Here is an 18,619-nt window from a genome sequence, read left to right on the forward strand (position 1 = left end):
CACGTTCAGATCTTTTCGGATCTTCGACAGCTCCGGACGCCGTTAAGGCCGACTTCCGGAACAAACCCCGACCCGTCCCCGAGCCGCCCCCGACTGCTCCCTCACCCCTCCCCCGGACTTGCCCCTGATCCGTCACTTAAGGCAACCCTCAGCGACTCAGATCACCCCGCACCCCGCTACAGTGCGACCCGGTATGGGGGTACTCTCGGATCGACCGCATAAGTTACCGCTTAGTAACGACCCCCTCGCAGGCCCGAGGAGCCCCCATGCAACTCGCCGCGATCATCGTGTCGCTGGTTCTGACCGTGGTCGGCGTCGCGCTGCTCGCACGCGCCATCGGCCAGTTCGTCCGGTACTTCAAACTCGGCCAGCCGGTCCCCGCCGGCAGCCGGACCGACAACCCCTACCAGCGCAGTGTGACGCTGGTGAAGGAGTTCCTCGGCCACACCCGGATGAACCGCTGGGGGATCGTGGGATTCGCCCACTGGTTCGTCGCGGTCGGTTTCCTCACGCTGCCGCCGACCCTCGCGCAGGCGTTCGGGCAGCTCTTCCGGGCCGACTGGGTGCTGCCGGTCATCGGCGACTTCCCGCCGTTCGAGATGTACACCGAGTTCATCGGCGTGATGACGGTGCTCGGCATCGCCGTTCTCATCGTGATCCGGCTGCTGAGCCTGCCGTCGCGGCCCGGCCGCAAGTCCCGTTTCGCGGGCTCGAAGTCGGGCCAGGCGTACTTCGTCGAGTACGTCATCCTCACCATCGGCCTCGCCATCTACGTGCTGCGCGGCCTGGAGGGCGCGATCCACCACGTCGACGGCTACGAGGCGTCGTACTTCGCGTCGTACCCGCTGGTCCTGGCGTTCAAGGGGCTCGGCACCGGCACGTTGCAGAACCTGATCTACCTCACCGCGATGATCAAGATCGGCACGTCGTTCGTGTGGATGATCGTGGTCTCGCTGAACACCAACATGGGTGTCGCCTGGCACCGTTTCCTCGGCTTCCCGAACATCTGGTTCAAGCGCGAGGCGGACGGCGGCACGGCCCTGGGCGCGCTCCAGCCGATGACCTCGGGCGGCCAGCCCATCGACTTCACCGACCCGGGCGACGACGACGTCTTCGGCGTCTCGCAGGTCGAACAGTTCTCCTGGAAGGGCCTGCTGGACTTCTCGACCTGCACCGAGTGCGGTCGCTGCCAGTCGCAGTGCCCGGCCTGGAACACCGGCAAGCCGCTCTCCCCGAAGCTCCTCATCATGTCGCTGCGCGACCACGCGCACGCGAAGGCGCCGTACCTGCTCGCGGGTGGCGGCAAGACGATGGAGGGCGAGGAGAAGGCGTCCGAGGAGCAGCTGAAGGACGTTCCGGCGGCGGCGCTCGCCGAGGCCGAACGCCCGCTGATCGGCACCGCCGAGGAGAACGGCGTCATCGACCCGGACGTCCTGTGGTCCTGCACCACCTGCGGTGCCTGCGTCGAGCAGTGCCCGGTGGACATCGAGCACATCGACCACATCGTCGACATGCGCCGCTACCAGGTGATGATCGAGAGCGCGTTCCCCTCCGAGGCCGGGACCATGCTCAAGAACCTGGAGAAGAAGGGCAACCCCTGGGGTCTCGCCAAGAAGCAGCGGCTGGCGTGGACCAAGGAGGTCGACTTCGAGATCCCGGTCGTCGGCCAGGACATCGAGGACCTCACCGAGGTCGAGTACCTGTACTGGGTCGGCTGCGCGGGCGCCCTGGAGGACCGCGCGAAGAAGACCACGAAGGCCTTCGCCGAGCTGCTGCACATCGCGGGCGTGAAGTTCGCGATCATGGGCGGCGACGAGAAGTGCACGGGCGACTCCGCCCGCCGCCTGGGCAACGAACCCCTGTTCCAGGAACTGGGCATGGAGAACGTCATGGCCCTGAACACGGCGTTCGGCGAAGAGTTGGACGACGACGGCAAGGTCGTCCCCGAGTCCGCGAAGCCCCGGTCGGCGAAGAAAATCGTCGCGACCTGCCCGCACTGCCTGAACACGATCGGCAACGAGTATCCGCAGCTCGGCGGCGACTACGAGGTCATCCACCACACGCAGCTGCTCCAACACCTCGTCGACGAGGGCAAGTTGATCCCGGTGACGCCGGTCGAGGGTCTGATCACCTACCACGACCCGTGCTACCTGGGCCGCCACAACAAGATCTACACGCCGCCGCGCGAGATCATCGCCAGCGTCCCCGGGCTGCGCAACGAGGAGATGCACCGCCACAAGGAACGCGGCTTCTGCTGCGGCGCGGGCGGCGCGCGGATGTGGATGGAGGAGCGGATCGGCAAGCGCATCAACAACGAGCGCGTCGACGAGGCCCTCTCCCTGAACCCGGACATCGTCTCCACGGCCTGCCCGTTCTGCCTGGTCATGCTGACCGACTCGGTCAACGGCAAGAAGAACGACGGCAAGGCCAAGGAGTCCATCCAGGTCGTCGACGTCTCCCAACTCCTCCTGGAATCCGTCAAAACCCCCCTGGACCCGACGGACGAACACGACGAGGAAACGGCCCCGGAACCAGAGCCGGCGAAGTAACACCGCCCCGGCTCCCCGAGCGAACCGAACGCCCCCTGCCCCGACTCCGGTCGGGGCAGGGGGCGTTGGGGTTCTCGGGGGCCGACGGAGCGACTCAGGGCGACGGCGGCGCGTCGGTCGGCGCCGGTGCGGTGCCGTTCTCCGCTGTGTAACGGGCGCTGCGCAGATGCCAGTTCAAGGAGGCGCGGACTTTTGCGCCCAGCCTGGCGGCGAGTTGCTGGGCCTGGGTGAGGGCCTCCGCGTCGAGGCCCAACCTGCTGACGGTGTACGGGAGATCGGCGTAGGCGTACAGGAACTGCCGCAGCCGTTCGCTGACCATCGCGTTGGCCTGGTCCGCGCATTCCCGCCAGGTGCCGCCGAGTTGGCCGCGGGCGAGGACGAGGAGGTTGGTGCGTTCGCCGTCGCGGAGGTCCTTCGGCAGCGAGATGATGTCGTTCGTCCAGGCCATGGCGTCGGAGGCGGCGGCCGTCAGGTCGTGCCAGGTGCGCTCGGCGTAGAACCGCTCGGTCAGCCGCACGCCCTCCACCAGGTCGATCAGGTCGAAGAAGACGTAGCCGCCGTAGGAGAAGCGGCGCCGGGTGATGTAGTCGGCCAGCGTGGGCGCCGGGAGGATGCCGTTGCGGACGGCCGCCTGCCAGCGGTAGGCGGCGAGACACGCGTGGTGGTGGTCCGCGAACCGGTGCTGCCAGTCGGCGGACATCCGCTCGGCCGTGCGCGGCCACAGGTCGTCGGCCACCGCGCTGAACAGCGGCCCGTGCCGCGCGCCGTCCGGCACCGCGCGCCCCTGGAACACCGCCGTCAGGTCCGCCACCAGCGCCGCGCTCCGGCGCGACCACTCCGGCGCGCTCTCCCCGCGCGGCCCGCCGTCGAGGTCGTCGGCCACCACCAGGGACCACACGTACCAGCGGGCCAGGATGTCCATCTCCGCCCGCCCCGCACGGTCGTAGCAGCCGGTGCCCGCCGACACGACCCGCGACGCGGTCACCCGCCGCCATCCCGCCTCGTCCACGAGCCCGCGCTCCCGTGCCCACGCGCAGGCCGCCGCCTCGATCTCGGCGGCCTCGGGATGCCCGGCCTGCTCGGGAAACGGCAGGTAGAACTCCGGCAGTTCACGTGAGCCCAGCTCCAAGACGCCTCATTTCAACGGCACTTACACAGAGTGTCCAGAATGTAGCTTACGGGAGCGGGAGTTGGGGCGGGCGGGCGAGAGGAGCTGGGGGTGCCATCAATTCGACCTGAAATTCGGCGAGTTGAGGCCACGTACATCAGGGCGAGGTCGTTGCCGAGGGTGCGGGCAAGGTGAACGGCGCGCGGGCGGGGCGGGTCCGTGGGGAGCCCGGTCACCGCCGGGACGTTGCTCAGCGCCGCCGCCATCGTCGGCGCGGTGGGCTCCGTCGCCCTGCGCTACGAGCTGTCCGCCCCGGCCCGCGCCACCCTGCCGGTCCCCGGCGGCTCCGGGCTGCGGATCTTCCCGGGCCGGATCGGCGGGCTGTCCACCGCGGGCGCGGTCACCGTCGAGCCGGGGAGGAGGAGGGGCTTGGTGGCGAGCAAGCCCACGCTCACCTTCTCGACGTCCCAGTTCCTGGCCCGGTAGCCCGGTAGCCCGGAGCACCCGTAACACCTGTGGACTCCGCAGTACCCGTAATACCCGTAATACCTGTGGCCTCCGTAGAACCTCTGGCACCAGTGGTCCCCGTGATACCCGTAGAACCCCTAAAACACCCTGATCGGACCCCTAGGGGATGTCACAGGTCGGCAGCAAAGGCGGGCCCGGAAGGGCGGGCCCGGCACGGGACGGGGCGGGAGCAGGTACGTTCGACGGGTGGCTGGATTCAGGATCGGACGGGGCGGCCGGGACAACGGCACTCCGCATACGCGACCGCAGAACCCTCCGTACGGACAACAGGCGCCGCAGGGACCGTCATACGGCTATCCCCCGGCGCCACAGCCGTACCCCGGACCTCAGCAATACCAGGGACAGCAGCAGTACCAGGGGCAGCAGCAGTTCGGCAACGGCGGTCACGCCGGCCAGGGCGGCGGCGAACCCGAGTACTTCGGCGACGGCGGCTACCCGCCGCAGCGCGGCCAGGACCCGTACGCGGCGAACAACCCGGGCAGCACCCAGGCCTTCTCCGTGGACGAGGCCGCCTACCAGCAGGACTACCGCCAGAGCGGTACGTACCAGGCGGGCGGCGCGGCTCCGGCGGGCCCGACCGGCCCGCGCCTGCACTGGAAGGAACTGCTGAAGGGCATCTTCACCGCCCCGGCGCCGACCTTCCTGCGGATGCGGGACTACGCGATGTGGGGCCCGGCCCTGATCGTGACGTTCCTCTACGGTCTGCTCGCCGTGTTCGGCTTCGACGGCGCCCGCGCCGACGCCATCAACGCGACGCTCGCCAACGCGGTGCCGATCGTGCTGATCACGGCGGTCGCGATGGTGCTGTCGTCGTTCGTGCTGGGCGTGGTGACCCACACCCTGGCCCGCCAACTGGGCGGCGACGGCGCCTGGCAGCCGACGGTCGGGCTCTCCATGCTGATCATGTCCCTCACGGACGCGCCGCGTCTGGTCGTCGCCATGTTCTTCGGCGGAGACGCGAGCTTCGTGCAGCTGCTCGGCTGGGCGACCTGGGTGGCGGCGGGGGCGTTGCTGACGGTGATGGTCAGCCGTTCCCACGATCTCCCGTGGCCGAAGGCCCTGGGCGCGTCCGCGATCCAGCTGATCGCTCTGCTGTCGATCGTGAAGCTGGGCACGTTCTAAGGGGGTCGCCCTCTGCGGACCGACCCTTGAGGACTGGCTCTTGAGGGCTGGCTCTTGAGGGCTCGCTCTTGAGGGCTCGCTCTTGAGGAGTAGGGGACGGTTCAGGCGTCGAGAACCTGGCCGTCCCGGCGCACGACCGGCGGCAGCACGGACCACGGGAAGTTGATCCAGTCGTCGGTGCGCTTCCAGACGTACTCGCACTTCACGAGCGACTGCGACTTCTCGTAGACGACGGCGGAACGGACCTCGGCGACGGTGTCGAGGCAGAAGTCCCGCACCAGCTTGAGCGTCTTGCCGGTGTCGGCGACGTCGTCGGTGATCAGGACCTTCTTGTCGGAGAAGTCGATCACGTTCGGGACGGGCGCGAGCATGACCGGCATCTCCAGGGTCGTGCCGACGCCGGTGTAGAACTCCACGTTCACCAGGTGGATGTTCTTGCAGTCGAGGGCGTAGGCGAGCCCGCCGGCCACGAAGACGCCACCGCGGGCGATGGAGAGCACGACGTCCGGCTCGTATCCGTCGTCGGCGATGACCTGCGCCAGCTCGCGCACGGCGTCCCCGAACCGCTCGTAGGTCAGATTCTCTCGAACAGGTGCGTCATTCACGGGCCCAGAATACGCAAGAGGCGCGGAGCCCCCAGGGGGACCCCGCGCTCTCCACGACTCCGCCCGACGCCTGCCTGTCGCCGGGGAGCGGGTACCTAGGGCTGCCCCCTAGTACCGCTGACTTAATACTGCCGCCTCAGCACTGCTGCCTCAGCACTGCTGCCGCTCAAGACTGACCGGCACCACACTGCGGAGCCGGGCACACCGTGGACACCGGACGAGTCGTCCGGGGCCGAGCCGCTCGGCCTGCTGCAACGGGAACGAAGCGGTGTTGAACACGTGCCCATCGGCACATCGGACGACGGTGCGATCCATCAAGTCCCAGAGTCCCTTTCCCAAGAGCCACGCCGGGGTGTCGGTTCCCCGACGGAAAATGCCACATTACGGGATCAAAGGAGCGCCCTCCAGGCGGCACTCCGGCCTCGCCCGGCTCCCTCTCCCGCCCCTCACGCTACGCCCCAACTCCGGTCGCCCGCACGCGCGTCCACGCCTTGCGCGCACCCTGCGAGGCCGCGCTTCAGCGCCGGGACTCCGCGATGGGGTAGAGTGACGACGCGTTCCGACGCTCGCCCCAGGCGGCGTCCCGCGCGGGTGTAGTTTAGTGGTAGAACATCAGCTTCCCAAGCTGAGAGTGCGAGTTCGATTCTCGTCACCCGCTCCACAGCAAAGGCCCAGGTCGTCGACCTGGGTTTTTTTGTTGTGTCTGCTTCTTCGGGCTTCGTGTGCCGGATTCGGGGCGAGAACGTTGATCGTCGGCCGTGTGGCGGGGGTGTTCCGCTTTCGGGGGCTGTCAGGTGTGGCTCGGGATCACGCAGTTCTTCGGCTGTTCGTGGCCGGTGGGCCAGCCGAGGCCGACGAACCTCAACTTGCCCAGGCCCTTTTGGCCCGGCTCCAGTTCGACGACTGCGACCGGCTTGTCGTACGGGTTCCCGCCGCTGGTCAGGCAGATCAGGCCGCTGGTGCCCCGCACCCGGTGGCGGGACTGGAGTTGGGGCCATTCCCGGCCGACGTCCGCCAGGCTCGGCACCTTCTCGGCGCCGCCGCTCTGCACCTGGTGCAGCGCGGTGCCGATGGTGACCAGGCCGTCGTGCACGAGCATCGTCCGGGAGTCCAGCAGGTTCGGGGTGGAGCCGAGGTCGATCCCCTTGTCGTGCGTGGCCTTGATCAGTTTGTTCAGGCTGTCCAGGGCCGCCTTGGGCTCGGTGAGGTACTGGGGAAGCTCGGCCTCGGTGGGCGCGCGGTCGTGGGTCGCGTCCCACTTCTCGCGCCAGGTGGCGAGTTCGGTGCTCCAGGCGGCGGGGTGCCCGGGAGCGGCGTACTGCACCGTCACCTTCGGCTGCCCGCCCGCGCCGCCGCGCAGTTGCGCCCAGTCCTTCGCGGACATGTCCTCCAGCAGGGAGGCGGCGTCGGAGCCGCTGATGATGGTGTAGTGCCGGTTCTCGCAGCCCATCTCGGCCAGCTTGAGCGCGAAGATCCGCAGGTGCAGCGTGCGGCCCGCGAAGTAGACGGTGTCGGCCTCGGAGTCGCAGATGTTGTTGGCGATCTGGGTGAACTGGTTGCCGGTCGAACCCGCCGTGTCGATCCCCGGGGACGCGAAGGGCATCGCGGCGGGACCGGCAGGACCCTTCTCCTTGATCCCGGAGAACGCCTTCGCCAGCGACTCGTCGTAGCTGTCCGGACGCGTGTCGTAGACGAGGACCGTCCTGCGATTCTCCCGGCCCCGTTCGCCGTTGAAGTCGGCCAGCGCTTGGGCCGCTTCGTAGTTGGTGGGGATGATCCTGGCCAGGCCGGGGTAGCGGAGTTTCGTCAGCCCGTCCGTCCCGTCGTCGTTCGCGATCTGGTCCCCGGTGATCCGGGAGGCGAGGACGGGGACCTGGTGCGCCGTCAAGCGCTCGACGGCCTCTCGCGTGGCATCGAGGCTGAGGTTGAAGCCGGTGACGGCGCGCAGGCGGTCCTCGGACGAGTCGGCCATGCGCAGCAAGGTGTCCACGACCGTGGACTGGTGGCCGTAGTCGCGTCCGGGGTTGGCCAGCACCAGGCGGATCTTCGGCGGCTCCCCCTCACCCTCGTTGGCCTCCAACTGCCCCAGATACGCGCCTTGCAGGTCGCTGCGCATCTGCCGGCGCAGTGCCGGACTGCCCGACTGGAGCGGCAGCATCATCGCCACCGTCACCTGGGGCTGCCCCGCGATCGCCTTGTTCTCCCGCGCGATGGCCCGGGCCACGTCGCGGATCTCCGGGGTGTCGAAGTCGTAGCCGTCACCGCTGACGCCGACGCACTCGTCGTCGATCCGCTCGACCCCCTGGTGGCAGGTGTCGGGCCGGTTCAGCCAGTAGCAGATGGCCAAGCCCAGGGCTATCACCCCCAGCACGCCCAGCACGATGTAGAGGATCTTCTTCCATCTGGGCATCCCCGTCAGCTCCCTTGGCCGAATCGATCGGTGCAGGCACAGCGCAGCAACGGCCTTTCGTTCCCGGCCAGTTCACGCCATTGGGTGGCCGTCCTGCCGAGTTGACCGGCGCCTTCGACGTCCATCCGCGACAGATCCTTGAGCAGCTCGGCCAGCGTGTCGGCCGTCTCCTTCCCGGTCGGTCTGGTCCGTTCCTCGCACAGCCACACCGCGTGCAGCAGCTGGTCGACCGTGCGGCGCAGCGCCGGTCCTGCCACCGTCACCTCGCCCGTGGCACGGTCCCGTCGGGTGTCCGCCCCGCCCGGATACGGCGCCTGGGCGATCTCCAGCAGTTCCGCGCACCATTCCTGCGGGCGTCCCGGCAGCGTGGCGGTCAGGTGGCGCACCACGTCGTCCACGCCCCCGGAGACCAGGTGGTGGTTCATCCGGTGCGCCAGGACCGAGTGGAACGCCCCGTCGTGCGGGCCGTCCTCGTCCGCCGGACGCCCGGCGTAGTGGTCCCGCAGCAGGTGGTGGTCGGCGTACCAGGCGGCGCCGTCGGGGAGCAGTCCGTACAGCCGGTGCACGAGTTGCTGGCGCAGCCCGAAGTCCCCGATGAAGTGCCGTCCGCAGCCGGGCCACCCGGTGTCGGTGAGCAGTTGGGAGACCTCGTGGGCCGCCAGGCGGTGCACACGGCCCGCCTGATGATGACGGAGCAGGACGTCCGCGCACTCCTCGTCGTGGGCCACCGACAGATGGGTGAGCAGGTCGAGCCAGCGGCCGTGGTGCTGGGGCGCCAGTTCCACCGGCATTTGGTCCAGGATCAGTTCCCGCAGCAGGGCGTCCCCCACCGTGCGCGGGCCGGTGTCGCCGTCCGGGCCGGGCAGCGTGGCGTCCAGAATGTCCCGGTCGTTGGCGTCCGTCGGCATCCGGAACGAGGTGGCGGCGGCGGCCAGCCGGGTCACCGTGTGCGGCCGTCCGCCGCTCAGCCTCACCACGGCGACGTCGATACGGCGACGGTTCGCGCTGTCCTCCGGTTCCGGGCGGTGCTGTCGGTGCGCGGTCTGCCCGTGCATCTGGTCGGTGGTGAGCAGGGGCATGCTCAGGAGGAGCACCCCGTCGGTCAGCGGCGCCGGGCCCCTGCTCGGGGCCGGTCTCCGGGACCACTCGGGCAGTACGTCGCCGACGGGCCGGAACACCGCCGGGAGCCCCACCTCCTGCGGCGCCAGCCCCTCGTACAGGAAGGCTCCGCCGTCCGCCCTGCGCGCCGTGCCCACGATCACCACGCGGTCGCGCCGGCCGCCCCGGCGGTCGTCGAGCACGGCACGCAGCAGTTGCTCCCCCAGCGGTGACTCGGCGCGGTCCAGCAGCAGTCCCGGGCGGCCGACGCGGCGCAGCCAGGCCGCCGTCCCCGCGTACCCCGCCTCAAGGTCCTCCCGGAGCGCCCGGAAGAGGAAGTTCTCCGCCTCCTTCCGTCGCTCGCCGCCCGCCTGGAAGTCGGCGGCGAGGTTGAGGAGCCCATGCTGGGGGTTACCGGCCGCGTGGGGATAGGCGCCGTAGATCCGCGCGAGTTCCGTCCGGCCCCGTGGCGCCAGACGCGCGAACAGGTCGTCGAGCAACGCGTTGGCCACGGTGGCCGCATACGGGTCGAGCACCTGCCCGGCAAAGGTCGCCAGCAGGTTGCGGCCGGCTCCGAGCAGTACGCCTCTCCAGAAGTCGCCCGTTCCCAGACCGGCGATTCCGTGCCGCTGCGGCAGCTCCTCGTACCGGTCGATCTCCGTGGTGACGTCGGCGGGCGTGGCGGGAGTGCCGGGAGTGAGGCTCTTGACGCCGGTCGCGAGGACCGCCAGGCCCGTGAAGAGCCGGGGGAAGACGAACGACCCTCCTGTCCCCTGCCAGGTGCGCAGCCGCCGGGCGACCTCGACCAGTGCCTCGGTCGTGGCCGAACGTGCGCTGGTCTGCGGCCCCACCCGGCCCTCGTACACCGGCGAGGCGCAGTCCAGCAGGATCACCGGCACCTTGGGGGCGAAACGGTCCCGCACCACACACAGCAGTCGGCCCTTGCCCATGCCCGGGCCGCCGGTGAGCAGCACCACGGGAAGGTCGGGGCCGTACAGCGCCTCGCGGCCGTGACCCGAGGGTGACCGCCCGAGCAGGCGCGCGAAGAAACCGACCTCGTCAAGGAGCTTTTCGAACCCCAGATCCTCACTCACGGGTGACTCCTCGCCCTGGAACGGGTGATCGGCACAGCGCAGGAGGATTAGTGAACATGACATCTTCTGCTGGGACAACGGCCGTTGCGTGGAAGAAGGTTGGGGATCGTGCGCATTGTGGAGGCGCGCCGCATCCGCACCCTCCCGGCGCCTCCGCAGCCGAGCGCCCCGCCGACGGCACCAGGTGGTGCCGCGCCTGACGCAGCCTCGTGCCGGGGCGGGTCCGTGGAGCCTTTCGGCAGGAGAGCGTGCCCTCGTGGGTGGGGCACCCTTGCCGGTCCCCGGTGTCGCGGAATTCGTTGATTCAGGTCTCGCACCATTAATGCATGCGACGCATGAACGTCATTCATGTGCGCGTCGAATTAATTGGACAGTGTAGCTATTTGCCAAGGCTTTACTGGGGTGGGTAGGTTTTGGAGTGGCTGGTGGGGGTGGCCGTTGGGTTGTGGTTTCTGGGGTGCAGGGGATTTGTGCCTGCCTTTTCTTTTCGGTGTTTGGATGGAGAATTCATATGGGCGAATCCAGCCCTGTCACGTACAAGCCGTACAACCGCTCGTCGATCAAGCGGGCTCCGCAGTGGGAACTCATGCCGGCCGACCTCCGTGAGGCGGTCGACGTGGTGACGCACGTTCTGCCGTTCCGGACCAATCAGTTTGTGCTCGATGAACTGATCGACTGGGATCGGATACCCGACGATCCGATATTCAGGCTCAACTTCCCGCACCGCGACATGCTGGACCCGGAGGATTACGTCACGCTGCGGGATCTGCTGCGGGACGGGGACAAGAAGCTGCTGGCCAAGCAGGTGCAGGTGGTGCGGGGGCGGATGAATCCGCACCCGGCGGGGCAGTTGACGCACAATGTGCCGCAGCTGGACGGGGAGGTGGTTCCCGGTATTCAGCACAAGTACGGGGAGACCGTGCTCTTCTTCCCCAGCGCCGGGCAGACCTGTCACGCCTATTGCACGTTCTGCTTCCGCTGGCCGCAGTTCGTCGGCGAGGACGATCTGCACTTCGCGGCGCGGGACGCCGAGGGGCTCACCGCCTATCTGAAGCAGCACCCCGAGGTCACCGACGTTCTGATCACCGGCGGCGACCCGCTGATCATGCGGACGGCCACCCTGGCGCGGTACCTCGAACCGCTGCTGGCGCCCGAACTCGCCCACGTCCAGAACATCCGCATCGGCACCAAGGCGGTCGGGTACTGGCCGCGCCGTTTCGTCAGCGACGTGGACGCCGATGAGCTGCTGCGCCTCTTCGAGCGCGTCGTCGGCGCCGGGAAGCACCTGGCTCTGATGGGCCACTACAACCACCCGGCCGAGCTGCGCCCCGCCATCGCGCAGCAGGCGTTGCGGCGGATCACCGGGACCGGTGCCGTCGTTCGGATGCAGTCCCCGGTGCTGCGGCACATCAACGACGACCCCGAGGCGTGGCGGGAGTTGTGGACGCAGGGCGTGAAGCTGGGCGCCGTTCCGTACTACATGTTCGTCGAACGGGACACCGGTGCCCGGTCCTACTTCGAGCTGCCGTTGGCGGAGGCGTACGAGATCTTCCGTACCGCCTACGGGTCGGTGTCCGGGCTCTCGCGCACCGTGCGGGGGCCGTCGATGAGCGCGTTCCCTGGCAAGGTGCTCATCGACGGGGTGCCGACGATCCGGGGCGAGAAGGTGTTCGCCCTCCAGTTCCTCCAGGCGCGTCAGGGTGATCTGGTCCGGCGGCCCTTCTACGCGAAGTTCGACCCGGAGGCGACCTGGTTCGACCAGTTGGTGCCGGCGTTCGGGGAGCCGAAGTTCTTCTTCGAGGACGAGGCGGACGGCGGCGGTTCCTTCCTCGGCAGGCCGCTCGACCTCGTGGGGGCGTGAGGCGCATGGCCGAGGACACGCAGCCGACGTACGAGGTCCTGGCGCTCCGGTTCGGCACCCATGCCGGGCGGCCCGCGCGCGACAACTTCCTTGTGGACGAAGGGCAGTTCACGCCGGGCAGCGAGATGCCCATGGACTTCTACCTCTGGGTGGTCCGCAACGAGCGGCACTTCCTGCTGGTGGACACCGGGTTCCCCGAGGAGATGGCGGTGCGCCGGGGCCGGACCCTGTTCCGGGACCCCGTCGACGCGTTGGCCGATCTCGGCATCGCCGCCGAGGACGTCGCGGACGTCGTGATCACGCACATGCACTACGACCACGCGGGCAACGTGGACCGTTTCCCGCGGGCCCGGATTCATATGCAGGAGGAGGAACTCCGGTTCTGCACGGGGCCGTCGATGCGTCACCACGTGGTGCGCAAGCCGTTCGAACCCGTCAACGTGCGGTCCGCCGTGCAGAGTCTGTACGACGGCCAACTCGTGCTGCACCAGGGTGAGTTCGAGATCCTGCCCGGCGTGACCGTGCACCCCGTGCCGGGCCACACCCCCGGCACCCAGGTGGTCCGGGTGCCCACCGCGCGCGGCTGGGTCGTGCTGGCCGGTGACACCACCCATCTGTGGGCCAACATCCGGCTGCGCAGCCCGTTCCCCATCCTCGACCAGCTCACGCCGATGCTCAACGGCTACGACACGCTGGAGGCGTTGGCCGACGGCGACGACCACATCATCCCCGGCCACGACCCGCAGGTCGCCCGGCGCTTCCCCCGGCTCGCCGGGACCGACGACTGGGTCTGCCTCCATGAGGACGCCCTCGACGCCTCGGAACGGGAAAGCGCCGCCAAGGTCGGACACGGGAGCCTGTTATGACGGACCGTCAGGCTCGTCGGGTGGTCATCGTCGGCATGGGTCCTCGTGGCCTGAGCATTCTGCGGCGGCTGTCCGAGCTGGCCGACCAACTGCCCGACGGATGTGCGCTGGACGTCCATCTCGTCGACCCCGGTGACGGCGGTCAGGGTGCGCATCCCGTGCGTCAGCCGGCGCATCTGCTGACCAACACCCTGGCCGGGCAGGTGACCCTGTTCAGTGAGGGCCGGGGGCCGTCGTTCACCGAGTGGGCGCGGAGCGAGGGCTACCGGGAGTTCGCCGCCGCGTACTACCCGACCGGGAGCGACGCGGGCGACGCCGTCGGGGAACACGCCTATCTGCCACGGCAGTTGCTCGGGTCCTATCTGAGCTGGGTGTTCGACGAGACGGTGCGGTCGTTGCCGTCGCGGGTCCGGGTCGTGCACCACCGCGACCGGGCCGTGGACATCGAGACGCGCCCGGGTGCGGGCTTCGCCGTTCACCTGGCGAAGGGGTTCGTCCTCGACGGCGACTATCTGTTCCTCGCGACCGGGCACTGTGAACGGGTTCCCACCCAAGAGGACCGTGCCTATGGGGAGTTCGTGCGGGAGAACGCCCGCCGCAATCCCCGGCTCGTCCACTGTCCCGGGCCCTATCCGGTCGAACGGCTCCAGGAGATCGCCCCCGGTTCCTCGGTCGCGGTGCAGGGGTTCGGGCTGACCGCGCACGACGTCATCTCGGAACTCACCGTCGGCCGCGGGGGCCGATTCCACGGCGACGGCACCGAGTTGGCGTACCGGCCCTCCGGACGGGAGCCGCGGATACTGCTGTTCTCCCGTCAGTGTCTGCCGTTCGCCGCGCGCGGCGTGAACGAGAAGGGGCTCACCGGGCAGCACCGGGCGCGCTTCTTCACCAAGGAAGCCGTGCGCGGCCTCAAGGAGCAGGCGGTGCGCGAGCGCGGCACTCCTCAACTCGACTTCGAGGACGAGGTGTTGCCGCTCCTGCTGAAGGAGATGGGGTACGCCCACCGCAATGCCGAGCGGGCGGCGGACGGTCGACTCCCCCTCCCCGCCGAGGAGTACTTGTTCGCCCCGGAGGACCGGAGGGCGATCGAGGAGATCCTCGACCCGTTGCGCGGGCGGGAGTTCGCGAACCAGGACGCGTTCACGGCGTTCTTCGTCGACCAGGTCGAGAGGGATCTGGAGCAGGCGGGACGCGGCAATCTGACCAGCCCCGTCAAGGCCGCCACCGACGTCATCCGCGACACCCGGGCGAGCCTGCGGGAGGCCGTCGAGTTCGCGGGGCTCACGCCCGCCTCGCACCGGACGTTCCACGGCCGGTACGTCGCGGTGATGAACCGGATCTCGTTCGGTCCGCCGCGCCACCGCAACCATCAACTCCTCGCGCTGCTGCGGGCGGGGGTCGTGGACCTGGCCGGTGGGCCGGGATGCCGGGTGGACCTCGATCGGGCGGCGGCGCGGTTCGCGGTGCGGACCGACTACCCGGACGGCACGCAGACGCGGCACGCCGACGCCCTGGTCGTCGCCCGGCTCGACTCCTTCCACCCGGAGCGCGACCGGTCGCCGTTGACCGCGAACCTGCTGGCGCGCGGTGTGGTCCGGCCGTACGCGAACGGGTCGTTCAAGCCCGGCGGCATCGACATCGACGAGCGGGGCCGGCCCGTCACGGTGACCGGCGAGCCGCTGCGCACCGCGTGGGCGGTGGGCTATCCGGTCGAGGGGCCGCGCTTCTACACCCATGCCCTGCCCCGGCACGGAATGCCGTCGCAATTCATCACGGATGCCGATGTCTCGGTGCGGGACATGCTCGCGCATGTCCGAGATCGGAACGACCTGCCTCGGGAGGAAGAACATGTCGGTGCAGACCGGAAGTCAGTTTCCCTACCCTGAATTCCGAAAACGCCATGTGCGGGAAGAGCAGGACCCCGTCGTGTGGCAGTGGAAAAACCTCGCCAAGGAGATCGAGGCGGCCGAGCACACCCCGTACGGGACGCTCACCCTGGCCGCGCCCGACGGGCGGCACGAGATCGTTCCGGGCACGTCCATGACGTTCCAGGCGGTCCGTCCTGGTGAGCGGACCACCCCGCACGCGCACTCCTGGTGGCACCTGTATTTCGTGCGGTCCGGAGCGGGCTCCGTGATATTCGACGACACCTTGGAAACGGCCGAACTGAGCGAGGGCGACATCATGCTCATCCCGGCGTGGGCCATGCACCACTTCGAGAATCAGGCCGGTGAGAAGGACCTGCTCCTGCTCAACATGTCGAATCTGCCGCAATTGGCGGGCCTGCACATCAATTTCTCCGAAGAGCGCGCGTAACCACATCGGCCCAGAGCGGGAGACCTAAATGTTCAAGCGGATCGACCACATCGGCGTGATCGTCGACGACATCACCGAGGCGCGGGCGTTCCTGGAGAGCCTGGGGATGCGTCTTGAGCGGGCGCAGGACGTGCCCGAGCGGAACGTGCGCATCGCCTTCTACCACTGCGGGGACGGGCGGATCGAGCTGATCGAGCCCACCACCGAGGAGGCCCGCGCGGCCCGGCTGGGCGAGGGCAACCAGGCCCGGATCGAGCACATCGGGGTCGAGGTCGACGACGTCCCCGAGATCATGCGGGCCGTCCAGGCGCTCGGCGTCGCGCTCACCACCGACGCGCCCGTCCCCGTCGGCCCGAACCTCAACGCCTGGACCCGGCCGGAGACGTCCCGGGGCGTCCAGTTCCAGCTGGTCCAACGGGACGCGGTCTAGCGCCGGTCAGAAAGTCGCCGGACAGAAGGTCGCCGGTCAGGAGGTCGCCGGGGAGGCTGATCGGGCGCTCCCCGGCGACCCTGTGGGGCCAACCCCCCTGTCGTCGGCCCTGGTTGCGAGTGTACATACTAGTAGTTACAGTCACGGTGTGGATTCCATGAAGATGTCTGTGGTGACCGATCCGGCCCCGGCCGGGGAGCGGCACGGCCTGTCCCGGTTACGCGGACGGCGGCCGGGCATGATGCTGGCCGCCCTGCTCGGCGGCATGTTCCTCGGCAACGTCGACATCGCGGTGGTCAACGTCGCGATCCCCTCGATCCGCGACCAACTGCATGCGTCCGGCGGCGAGTTGGAGATGATCGTCTCCGGATACACGTTGGCGTACGCGATGTTGCTGATCACCGGCGCGCGGCTGGGCGAGATACGCGGCCGGCGCGGGATGTATCTGATCGGCCTCGCCGTTTTCACGGTGTCCTCGCTGGCCTGCGGTCTGGCCCCCAACAGCGCCTGCCTGGTGGGCGCGCGGGTGGTGCAGGGCGTCGGTGCGGCGCTGATGGTGTCGCAGGTCCTGACCAGCATCCAGGTGCACTTCGACGGCGCCGCGCGACGCCGGGCGCTGGGCGCGTACACCGGTGTCCTCGGGGCGAGTTCGGTGATCGGGCAGGCGCTCGGCGGGGTGCTGGTGTCCGCCGACATCATGGGGACCGGATGGCGGCCCATCTTCCTGATCAACGTGCCGATCGGCGTCGTTCTGATGGTCGTCGCGTATGTGTTCCTGCCGGACGACGAGGCCTCGCCGGAGCGCAAGAGGCTGGACGTGCCCGGTGTCGCGCTGCTGTCGCTCGGGCTGTTCCTGCTGGTCACGCCGCTGGTGCTCGGGCCTGACGCCGGTTGGCCGGTGTGGACGTGGCTGTGTCTCGCGCTGTCCCTGCCGGTGTTCGCGCTGTTCGCCCGGGTGGAACGTGCCGTCGCGCGGCGGGCCGGCGACCCCTTGATGAACGTCGCGCTGCTCGCCCGCAGGCAGGTCGCCCTCGCGCTGGTCTCCCAAGCGGCCACCCGGGCGGGCTACTTCGCGCTGCTCTTCGTGCTCGCGCTCTTCCTGCAACAGGGGCTCGGCCGAAGCGCGGTCTACTCCGGCCTGGTGCCCATCGCGTGGGTGGCGACGTTCGCGCTGGTCGGCCCGGTGCTCGGGCGGGCCGGGGCGCGCGCCCGGATGCTCGCGGCCCCGGTGGGCGGCCTGTTGATGGCGCTCTCGTTCGCCGCGATGGCGGCCGGGGCGCACAGCACCGGCTGGCTGATCGTCCTCCTCGGCATCGGCGGCGTCGGCTACGGCGCGGCGTTCAGCGGGACGCTGGCCCATCTGACGGAGTCCGTCGACGCCCGGTACGCGCCGGACGTGAGCGGTCTGTTCAACACGACGTTGCAGGTCGGCGGGACGCTGGGGGTCGCTGTCTTCGGCAGCGTCTACCTGGACCTCGTCACCCGGGGCAGGGTCCCGGCGGACGCGTTCGGCATGACCAGCGCCGCGTTGGCCGTCGTGTCGGCCGCCGCCGCCGCGCTGATCCTGTACGCCGAGCGGGCCACGCCGGAAGCGGCACGGCGGGAGACCGGTGCCGTGTGAACGGTGCGTTGTGAAACGCCGTGCTGTGAACACCGTTCCGTGAAAGGCCGGTTCGGAATGTGAACGGCGCTGATCCGGAACGGGCTGCGAGTGAGCGGGCGTTGCGGTAACCGGCGTTGCGGCGGCGGACGTTGCCGTAACGGGCCTTGCGGCGGCGGGCGTTGGCGGCGCCGCAACAGCTCGCCAGATAAACGGAGTTCAGGTCTTCTCAACGACCTTACAGAGCACGGTAGTTGAACGAAACCGTGCAGCCGTCGACCGCGCGTTTCCCGCCCCGGCGGCGCATCACCACCCCAAGTCATCAATGACACCAAGGAGTTCGAGTCATGGACGTGAATCGTCACCCCGGAGACGCGACCAAGGGACCGGATGACCGGTTCTCCGGCGATGTGTGGCTGTGGCCGCGGATCGGCGCGACCAGCAACGCCGAGGTGCGCAATGTGCTGTTCACTCCCGGTGCCCGCAGCGCCTGGCACCGGCACCCCGCCGGGCAGGTGCTGCACATCACGGAAGGCGTGGGGGTCGTGCAGTCCCGGGACGGCGAACGCCAGGAGATCAGGGCCGGTGACACGGTGATCTGCCACCCCGGCGAGGAGCACTGGCACGGTGCGGCGCCGGGCACTTTCATGACCCACATCGCGGTGACCGACGGTCCGACCGAATGGAAAGAACGCGTCACGGACGACGAGTACAAGGGCTGAAAGGCCTTTTCCGGAGGGCCTGTTGGCCCGTCCTCTGCGGGCGGGGCGTCGGGGGCGCCCCGGCCGGATGGCGACGGCCCGGCCGAAATGGCCTCGACCCGGCCGGATATCAGCGGGACCGGCCAGATATCGATGTCCCGGCCAGATATCGGCAGCCCGGCCGAATAGCGGTGACCCGGCCGGATGACAGCCCGGTCCGGCCGAATAGCGGAGGGCCGGGCGCGGCTAATTCCCCACGGGCCTGGCCGAGATGCGGCCTGCGCCGCTGCGCAAACATTCGCGAGCCCCAGTTCCCCTTGTGATGACTGAC

General features: G+C 69.2%; 14 protein-coding genes and 1 tRNA gene. 11 read left to right on the forward strand and 4 right to left on the reverse strand.

Annotated features, from left to right (window positions below):
* Positions 1 to 266 precede the first annotated feature (266 nt).
* Positions 267 to 2,549 carry a (Fe-S)-binding protein gene (locus ACIQOU_RS08720; protein ID WP_401535254.1) on the forward strand — a complete coding sequence of 761 codons (2,283 nt, stop codon included), beginning with the start codon at positions 267 to 269 and terminating at the stop codon, positions 2,547 to 2,549.
* Between the two features lie 94 nt (positions 2,550 to 2,643).
* On the opposite strand, the gene ACIQOU_RS08725 is transcribed toward ACIQOU_RS08720, so the two are convergent.
* A complete protein-coding gene (locus tag ACIQOU_RS08725) occupies positions 2,644 to 3,678 on the reverse strand; it encodes a terpene synthase family protein (protein ID WP_401535256.1) in 1,035 nt (344 codons plus the stop codon).
* Between the two features lie 198 nt (positions 3,679 to 3,876).
* On the opposite strand from ACIQOU_RS08725, the gene ACIQOU_RS08730 reads away from it, so the two are divergent.
* Entirely contained in the window at positions 3,877 to 4,143 is a 267-nt protein-coding gene (locus ACIQOU_RS08730; protein WP_401535258.1) for a hypothetical protein, read from the forward strand.
* A gap of 228 nt (positions 4,144 to 4,371) precedes the next feature.
* Entirely contained in the window at positions 4,372 to 5,307 is a 936-nt protein-coding gene (locus tag ACIQOU_RS08735; RefSeq protein WP_401535260.1) for a Yip1 family protein, read from the forward strand.
* A 101-nt stretch (positions 5,308 to 5,408) separates the two neighbouring features.
* Here the strand turns inward: ACIQOU_RS08735 and ACIQOU_RS08740 are convergent, their stop codons facing one another.
* On the reverse strand, positions 5,409 to 5,912 hold the full coding sequence (locus ACIQOU_RS08740; RefSeq protein WP_401535262.1) for a phosphoribosyltransferase: 504 nt from the start codon (positions 5,910 to 5,912) through the stop codon (positions 5,409 to 5,411).
* 587 nt (positions 5,913 to 6,499) lie between these two features.
* Here ACIQOU_RS08740 and ACIQOU_RS08745 point away from each other — a divergent pair.
* A tRNA-Gly gene (locus tag ACIQOU_RS08745) sits at positions 6,500 to 6,573 on the forward strand.
* 129 nt (positions 6,574 to 6,702) lie between these two features.
* Here ACIQOU_RS08745 and ACIQOU_RS08750 read toward each other — a convergent pair.
* The gene (locus ACIQOU_RS08750) at positions 6,703 to 8,322 is read right to left on the reverse strand and encodes an ABC transporter substrate-binding protein (RefSeq protein ID WP_401535264.1); all 1,620 of its coding nucleotides are present in this window, start codon (positions 8,320 to 8,322) and stop codon (positions 6,703 to 6,705) included.
* 5 nt (positions 8,323 to 8,327) lie between these two features.
* Positions 8,328 to 10,514, reverse strand: coding sequence for a hypothetical protein (locus ACIQOU_RS08755; protein WP_401535267.1), 2,187 nt, complete (start codon positions 10,512 to 10,514; stop codon positions 8,328 to 8,330).
* A 511-nt stretch (positions 10,515 to 11,025) separates the two neighbouring features.
* Here ACIQOU_RS08755 and ACIQOU_RS08760 point away from each other — a divergent pair.
* The 7 genes from ACIQOU_RS08760 to ACIQOU_RS08790 all read left to right on the forward strand — a co-directional run bounded on the left by ACIQOU_RS08760 (position 11,026) and on the right by ACIQOU_RS08790 (position 18,309).
* Entirely contained in the window at positions 11,026 to 12,375 is a 1,350-nt protein-coding gene (locus ACIQOU_RS08760) for a KamA family radical SAM protein (protein ID WP_401535269.1), read from the forward strand.
* 5 nt (positions 12,376 to 12,380) lie between these two features.
* Positions 12,381 to 13,241: an N-acyl homoserine lactonase family protein gene (locus ACIQOU_RS08765; protein WP_401535272.1), complete on the forward strand. Its 861-nt coding sequence runs from the start codon at positions 12,381 to 12,383 to the stop codon at positions 13,239 to 13,241.
* Positions 13,238 to 15,127, forward strand: coding sequence for an FAD/NAD(P)-binding protein (locus tag ACIQOU_RS08770; RefSeq protein WP_401535273.1), 1,890 nt, complete (start codon positions 13,238 to 13,240; stop codon positions 15,125 to 15,127). Before ACIQOU_RS08765 ends, ACIQOU_RS08770 begins: the two co-directional genes overlap by 4 nt.
* On the forward strand, positions 15,090 to 15,557 hold the full coding sequence (locus ACIQOU_RS08775) for a cupin domain-containing protein (RefSeq protein ID WP_401535275.1): 468 nt from the start codon (positions 15,090 to 15,092) through the stop codon (positions 15,555 to 15,557). The genes ACIQOU_RS08770 and ACIQOU_RS08775 overlap by 38 nt, the downstream gene beginning before the upstream one ends.
* 28 nt (positions 15,558 to 15,585) lie before the next feature.
* On the forward strand, positions 15,586 to 15,987 hold the full coding sequence (locus tag ACIQOU_RS08780; RefSeq protein WP_401535277.1) for a VOC family protein: 402 nt from the start codon (positions 15,586 to 15,588) through the stop codon (positions 15,985 to 15,987).
* 157 nt (positions 15,988 to 16,144) lie between these two features.
* Complete coding sequence (locus ACIQOU_RS08785) at positions 16,145 to 17,608, forward strand: MFS transporter (protein WP_401535278.1); 1,464 nt, start codon at positions 16,145 to 16,147, stop codon at positions 17,606 to 17,608.
* A gap of 326 nt (positions 17,609 to 17,934) precedes the next feature.
* Positions 17,935 to 18,309, forward strand: a complete 375-nt coding sequence (locus ACIQOU_RS08790) for a cupin domain-containing protein (protein ID WP_401535280.1) — start codon at positions 17,935 to 17,937, stop codon at positions 18,307 to 18,309.
* The last annotated feature ends 310 nt before the right edge of the window (positions 18,310 to 18,619 follow it).

It is taken from the genome of Streptomyces sp. NPDC091279, assembly GCF_044757465.1.
GTDB lineage: Bacteria > Actinomycetota > Actinomycetes > Streptomycetales > Streptomycetaceae > Streptomyces.

Bases quoted from the DNA above. Each gene is read 5' to 3' on its own strand.
- ACIQOU_RS08720 (WP_401535254.1), top strand. From the start codon at position 267: ATGCAACTCGCCGCGATCATCGTGTCGCTGGTTCTGACCGTGGTCGGC.
- ACIQOU_RS08775 (WP_401535275.1), top strand. From the start codon at position 15,090: ATGTCGGTGCAGACCGGAAGTCAGTTTCCCTACCCTGAATTCCGAAAA.
- ACIQOU_RS08760 (WP_401535269.1), top strand. From the start codon at position 11,026: ATGGGCGAATCCAGCCCTGTCACGTACAAGCCGTACAACCGCTCGTCG.
- ACIQOU_RS08770 (WP_401535273.1), top strand. From the start codon at position 13,238: ATGACGGACCGTCAGGCTCGTCGGGTGGTCATCGTCGGCATGGGTCCT.
- ACIQOU_RS08790 (WP_401535280.1), top strand. From the start codon at position 17,935: ATGGACGTGAATCGTCACCCCGGAGACGCGACCAAGGGACCGGATGAC.
- ACIQOU_RS08780 (WP_401535277.1), top strand. From the start codon at position 15,586: ATGTTCAAGCGGATCGACCACATCGGCGTGATCGTCGACGACATCACC.
- ACIQOU_RS08785 (WP_401535278.1), top strand. From the start codon at position 16,145: ATGAAGATGTCTGTGGTGACCGATCCGGCCCCGGCCGGGGAGCGGCAC.
- ACIQOU_RS08765 (WP_401535272.1), top strand. From the start codon at position 12,381: ATGGCCGAGGACACGCAGCCGACGTACGAGGTCCTGGCGCTCCGGTTC.
- ACIQOU_RS08750 (WP_401535264.1), bottom strand. From the start codon at position 8,322: ATGCCCAGATGGAAGAAGATCCTCTACATCGTGCTGGGCGTGCTGGGG.